Genomic DNA, 6,763 nt, shown 5'->3' with positions numbered 1-6,763 from the left:
AACGCCAGATCCAAAAGGATATTTAACAGTTAACCCAGACGGAACAATTACTTTAGGAGCTAACCCTCCAGCAGGAGATTATGAAGTTGTATATACAATCTGTGAGAAATTGAATCCAGGAAACTGCAGTTCAAATACAGTAAGAGTGACAGTTGATGCTTTTGTAATTGATGCAGTAGAAGAAACTCTGACGCCATCAATCAACGGAAGTATTGGAGGAACGACAACAGCTTCGGTAATTGATAATGATACCTTAAACGGACAGCCAGCTGTCATTGGCACGCTTGACGGACAGGTAAAATTAACAGCAGTAAATGTTCCATCAGGATTAACATTGAATGCAGACGGAACAGTAACTGTTGGGGTAAATACACCATCTGGAATTTACAATGTGGAATACAGCATCTGTGAAATTACTAACCCATCAAATTGTGATACTGCGATTTCGAAAGTTGCAGTAAACAATGGAACATTAGTAGCAAATGCAGATAATATTCCATCTGTTAAACCATCAAATACATCTAAAGATTTAGGAGTAAATATCTTTGATAACGATACTAAAAACGGAATTGCATTAAATCCATCAGATGTAACCTTATCAGTTTCAACACCAGATCCAAAAGGATATTTAACGATTAATTCAGACGGAAGCATTCGTTTAGGAGCTAATGCACCTGCAGGCGATTATGAGTTAACATATACGATCTGTGAAAAATTGAACTCTGGAAACTGTAGTTCAAATACGGTAAGAGTTACAGTAGATAGCGTTATTAAAGCAAATATAGATTCTGTACCATCAGTAGTTGGAATAAATGTTTCGCAGACATTGATAAATGTTTTTGCAAACGATACTAAAGACGGAAATGCTTTGATACCATCAGATGTAGTTCTTAGTACAACTGTTGCAGATCCGAAAGGATATTTAACATTGGATGCAAACGGAAATGCAATACTTGCGCCAAATGCACCAGCAGGTAATTATGAATTGACATATACAATTTGTGACAAAGCAAATTCATCAAATTGTAGTTCAAATCTTGTAACAGTAACTGTAATCGAACCAGCAGCAACAATAATCATTGCAAATAATGATGAAGAAGGGCCAATTGATGTGAAAAAAGAAATGAATGCGACTATTAACATTTTTGCAAATGATCTATTAAATGGAGTGAAACCAAATGCATCAGATGTTATTTTGACAACTATTGTAGCGAATCCAAATGTAACACTGAATGCAGACGGAACAGTAAGTGTAGCTTCAAATACACCAGATGGAGTTTACAACGTAACCTATCAAATCTGCGAAGCTGCTCATACATCAAATTGTAGTCAGCCAGCAATAGTGAAGATTACGGTGGTAAACAGTGTAGATCCAATTGATCCTGCAACACCAAATCAGATTACTTTAGGAGATGATATTAACATTAGTGTTGACGGAATTAATGGAGACTTAGAGTTTGTAAATGTTTTAGGAAACGATTTAATAAACGGACAGCCAATTAATCCGGCAGATGTTATCGTAAAACCATTAACGACTGATCCTTATTTTGAATGGAATGCAGATGGAACAGTAAGCGTAAAACCAAATACCCCTGGAAAAACGTATACGTTAACATATCAGGTTTGCGAAAAAGCAGATCCATTAAATTGTTCAACAGCTGTATTAACTGTTTTTGTTGAAGTACCAGCAATTGCAGTTGTGAAAACAGCAACATTTAATGACGAAAATAAAGACGGCTTTGCTAATGCAGGCGAAACGATTACGTACAAGTTTACAGTAACCAATACAGGAAATGTACCGCTTAAAGGAATTACAATAAGCGATCCGTTGCCAGGAGTAACAGTTTCTGGACAATCAATTGATTTGGCTGTAAATGAATCTAACGAAACTAATTTCACTGCAGTTTATAAAATAACTCAGGAAGATATTAACAGAAAGACTGTAAGTAATCAGGCGATTGCAAAAGGAAGCAGTTCACGAGGAGTAGTTGTAGAAGATCAGTCAGATGATTCATCAAACAGCGGGGATAATCCAACTATAATCAATTTAGATGGATGTACAATTGAAGTCTTAAAGGCTTTCTCTCCAAATGGAGACAGCAAAAACGAGAGATTCTACATTAGAGGAATTGAATGTTATCCAGATAATACAGTTGAGATCTATAACCGTTGGGGAGTTCTGGTTTTCAGTATTGATCAATATAATAATACTGATAGAGCATTTAGAGGATATTCTAATGGACGATCTACAATTAAACAAACAGAAGGTCTGCCAGTGGGTACATATTTCTACATTTTGAAATACAAAGACAGTGCTAACGCTCCACAACAGAAATCTGGGTATTTGTACATTAATAAATAAAATAGATTACGGCTTAGTGAAAGCTAAGCCGTTTTAAAGCTTACTAAATGAAAAAGTTAATTTTAATTTTTATGTTTTTTTCGATTGTGGCCAATGCGCAGCAAGATGCGCAGTTTACACAATACATGTACAACACAATCGAAGTCAATCCAGCTTACGCAGGTACACGTGGAGTGATGAGCGTTTTTGGTTTGTATCGTACCCAATGGGTTGGTTTAGAAGGCGCGCCTCAAACCAGTACATTTTCTGTTAATACACCTTTAAGCAATAGTGATTTAGGACTTGGTGTTTCTTTGGTAAATGACAAAATCGGACCTACTACAGAAAATACATTATCAGCTGATTTATCTTATACCATACCAACTTCGGCAACATGGAATTTGTCTTTTGGTATAAAAGGAACTGCAAATCTTTTCAATATCGACATTAATAAATTGTCGATGGAAGATCAGGACGATCCACAGTTTCAAAGTCTAAAAAATAGATTTTCGCCAAATGTTGGAGCAGGACTTTATTTTCATTCAGACCGTGCTTACATAGGATTGTCTGTTCCTAATTTTATAGAAACCGATCGTTACAATTCAGATGATACTGCAATTTTTAAAGACAGAATCAACTACTATTTAATTGCGGGTTATGTTTTTAATCTGGATCGTTTAGAATATGTTAAGTTCAAACCTGCCTTGATGACCAAAATGGTAGAAGGAGCTCCTTTGCAAGTAGATGTTTCTGGAAATTTTATGTTTAACGACAAATTGGTTCTTGGACTTGCTTATCGTTGGAGTGCTTCGGTTAGTGCAATGGCTGGATTTCAGGTAACAAAAGGAATGTATATTGGTTACGGCTACGATCATGAAACTACTAGATTGAGAAAATACAATTCAGGATCACATGAAATTTTCCTTCGCTTTGAGTTCTTCAATAATTATAATAAAATGATATCTCCGAGATTCTTCTAATTAATGCCAGTTATGAAAATTAAAAAAATAGGTTATACAGTTTTATTAATATGCTTTTTTTTCCAGATAAATGCACAAACGAAAAAAATGAGCAAGGAAGAAAAACTAAAAAAAGCAAATGAAAAACTGATTAGCAAAGCCGATAAAAAATATGATGATTACGAGTATGTAGATGCCGTAAAAGAATATAAACATATCTTAAGAAAAGGAGTGCAGGACGAAAAAGTATTTCAAAGACTTGCCGATTCGTATTATTTTACTGGTGATTTAAGAAATGCAGAAAAATGGTATGGAGAACTTTTTAGAATTAACAAAGAACAAATGCCAGAGTATTTGTATCGATATGCACAAGCTTTAAAATCGGTTGGACATTATGAAAAAGCAGATCAAATTTTGGAGCTATTCAATACAAAAGCAACCTCACAAAACAGAGCAGCTTTAGTTAGAAATGAGAAAAATTATCTAGCAGAAATTAAATCTAATTCTGGAAGATATGAAATTGGGGATGCTGGTGTTAATACTGATTTTTCAGATTATGGCGGAACTGTTTATGACAAGAAAATTATTTTTACCTCTGCAAGAGATACAGGTGGAATAGCTAAAACGAATTTTAAATGGACCAATAAATCCTTTTCTAAATTTTATACAGCAGATTTACTGCCTGATGGAAGTGTTGGAATCGTGAAACCTTTTCACAAAAGAGACAACGGAAAATATAATGAGTCTTCTCCAATTTTTACAAAAGATGGACGTACAATGTATTTTACGAGAAACAATTTTATTGATGGAAAAAGAGGAGAAAACAGTAAAAAGGTAACACTTCTTAAATTGTATAAAGCCGATTTGGTGGATAACGAATGGAAAAATGTAAAAGAACTACCATTCAACAGTGATCAGTACAGCACGGCGCATCCTGCTTTAAGCATAGACGAAAAAACATTGTATTTTGCTTCAGATATGCCAGGAACTTTGGGAGAATCTGACATATATAAAGTTGCTGTAAACGCAGATGGAAGTTTTGGAACACCACAAAATCTTGGTCCAGAAATCAATACTGAAGGAAGAGAAACATTCCCATTTATATCAGGAGATAATGAGCTTTATTTTTCTTCTGATGGGCGCCCAGGCTTAGGAGGTCTTGATGTCTATGTGACAAAAATAAATGATGATGGAACATTAGATGATATTCAGAATGTTGGTCAGCCAGTAAATAGTAAACAAGACGATTTTGCTTTTACAATTGACAGCAGAAACAGAAACGGATTTTTCTCTTCAAACCGTGAAAATGCACACGGAATGGATAATATCTACCGATTTACAGAAACAAAGAAATTGGTATGTGAGCAAGAACTTTCAGGAATAATTACTGATGCTGAATCGAATGAAATAGTAGCAAATGCTTCTCTTATTTTGTTTGATGAAAACTTCAATACTTTACAAAATATTGAATCAGATGCAAAAGGACATTATGTTTTTAATAAAGTAAAATGCGGAAAGAAATATTCAATTAGAGTAGTAAAAGAAGATTTTAATAGAAAAGATGTTTCGGTTACTTTGAAGAAAGAAAACGGAAAAACAGATTTCCCAATAGCGCTTCAAAAAATCATTAAACCAATTGAAACAAAACAAATCGCAGTTAACAAAGTAGCAGTTAAACCAGTAAAAATTGCAAACATTAATATTGGATCAGATTTGGTAAAATTGCTTCATATTCCGATGAACTTTTTTGATTTAGGAAAATCATCCATCAAAAAATCATCAGAACCGCAATTAATGAAAGTGGTAGGCGCATTTAGTCAATATCCGAATTTAAAATTAGACATTCGTTCGCATACAGACAGTCGTTCTTCTTCTGAAAGCAATCAGATTTTATCAGACAAAAGAGCGCAATCAACAAGAGACTGGTTGATAAGCAAAGGAGTTGATCCTAGTAAATTGACTGCAAAAGGTTATGGCGAAACACAGTTAGTCAATAAATGTGCAGATGGTGTAAAATGCACCGAACAACAACACCAATTAAACAGACGAAGCGAGTTTATTGTGGTAGCAATGTAAATTAGAATTTTTTTAAATACGAAAACCCCATTTCTAAATTTTGAAATGGGGTTTTTATTTTTATTTTTTTAAAATTATTTTGTCAACAGCGCTTCCATAATCTTGTCATAAATTGCAGTGTTTTGATAGAATCCCATAAATTTTTCAGCTCCGGGACCATAAGCAAAAACAGGAACAGGAATTGACGTGTGATCGTTGGTACTGAAACTTCCGTGAACGTAACCCTTTTCGATACTTCCATCAATAAGAGATAAACCACCTGTTTCGTGATCGGCAGTAACAATTAAAAGTGTTTCTGGGTTTTTATCTACAAATTCCACTGCCTGTCCAACCAATTTATCGAAATCTAGCATTTCTCTCACCACATATTCTACATTAGTTTGATGTCCGCCATAATCGATTTGAGCACCTTCTGCCATGATAAAAAAAGGATTTTTAGTTTTTACAAAAGTGTTTGTTGCTTTCGCGAAAGATTTAGCTAAAAAATCTCCTCTACCATTTTTCATAGAAACTACAGCAGCGTCTTCCAAAACAACAAATTTATTGTTTTTAATGGTGTCTAAACTTGCGAATTTATCTGAGAAAGTATAACCTTTTTGAATTAAAACTTTAGACAAATCTTTGCCATCTTTTCTAGCTATAAATTCTTTTTGTCCACCTCCAATTAAAATATCAGATGGATTAGAAAGAAAATCATTTGCTATAGGTTCGCTGTAACTTCTATCAGACTGATGCGCATAAAACGCAGCTGGCGTTGCATCTGTAATATCTCCTGCCGAAATAATAGCTGTTTTAAAATTTTTCTTAGCCAGTTGCTCTGAAATCGATGCAAGTGGTTTTCCTTTTTCATCAACACTTATAAAACGATTATTGGTTTTATGTCCCGTTGCCATTGCAGATCCGCCTGCAGCTGAATCTGTAATATAACTATCAAAAGAATTAGTGATAGAAAATCCTTGAGTCGGAATATTAAACAAATTAAGTTTTCCTTTATTAGCCGTATAACCAGAGTAGATTTGTGTTAACCCCATTCCGTCACCAATCAAAAGAATAACGTTTTTAGGCCTTTTACTTTTGAAAGAATTTTTAGGAACATAGGTTTCATGAAATTCGGTATTCTGGTAAAATGTCGTTTTAAAATTATTTATAAATTCTGTCAGTTCGGCGACTTTATCTGTTCCAATAAAATCAACTTTCAAATTCATCAAAGTCATATAGGTATTTACATTATCCTTTGTAGACCAAAATCTGATCTTTTTATTCTGACTGTGAACTTTCTTAATAATAGCCTGAATTTTTTCAACATCGGGTTGTGTAATAACACCTTTTCCGTTCCAAACCGTGATTTCATGCAAATCTTCACTGATCATTTCAACACGCGCTAACT

4 protein-coding genes are annotated in these 6,763 nt (G+C 34.2%); 3 read left to right on the top strand and 1 reads right to left on the bottom strand.

The features are described 5' to 3' along the window. The 3 genes from VGE71_RS08385 to VGE71_RS08375 form a co-directional block, all read left to right on the top strand. Positions 1-2,362, top strand: a 2,362-nt coding sequence (locus VGE71_RS08385; RefSeq protein WP_331137919.1) for a gliding motility-associated C-terminal domain-containing protein, incomplete at its 5' end; no start/stop codon positions are given. Positions 2,363-2,409: 47 nt separating this feature from the next. Continuing rightward, positions 2,410-3,321: a type IX secretion system membrane protein PorP/SprF gene (locus VGE71_RS08380; protein WP_331137918.1), complete on the top strand. Its 912-nt coding sequence runs from the start codon at positions 2,410-2,412 to the stop codon at positions 3,319-3,321. Between the two features lie 87 nt (positions 3,322-3,408). Continuing rightward, the gene (locus tag VGE71_RS08375; protein ID WP_331137917.1) at positions 3,409-5,376 is read left to right on the top strand and encodes an OmpA family protein; all 1,968 of its coding nucleotides are present in this window, start codon (positions 3,409-3,411) and stop codon (positions 5,374-5,376) included. Between the two features lie 74 nt (positions 5,377-5,450). Here VGE71_RS08375 and VGE71_RS08370 read toward each other — a convergent pair. After that, positions 5,451-6,763: alkaline phosphatase (locus VGE71_RS08370; protein ID WP_331137916.1), on the bottom strand; the 1,313-nt coding region annotated here is incomplete at its 5' end.

It is taken from the genome of Flavobacterium sp. (assembly GCF_036405015.1).
Lineage (GTDB): Bacteria > Bacteroidota > Bacteroidia > Flavobacteriales > Flavobacteriaceae > Flavobacterium.
The sequence above is the reverse complement of the archived record's forward strand: the minus strand, read 5'-3'. Positions and strand labels throughout refer to the sequence as shown.

Bases quoted from the DNA above. Each gene is read 5' to 3' on its own strand.
- VGE71_RS08375 (WP_331137917.1), top strand. From the start codon at position 3,409: ATGAGCAAGGAAGAAAAACTAAAAAAAGCAAATGAAAAACTGATTAGC.
- VGE71_RS08380 (WP_331137918.1), top strand. From the start codon at position 2,410: ATGAAAAAGTTAATTTTAATTTTTATGTTTTTTTCGATTGTGGCCAAT.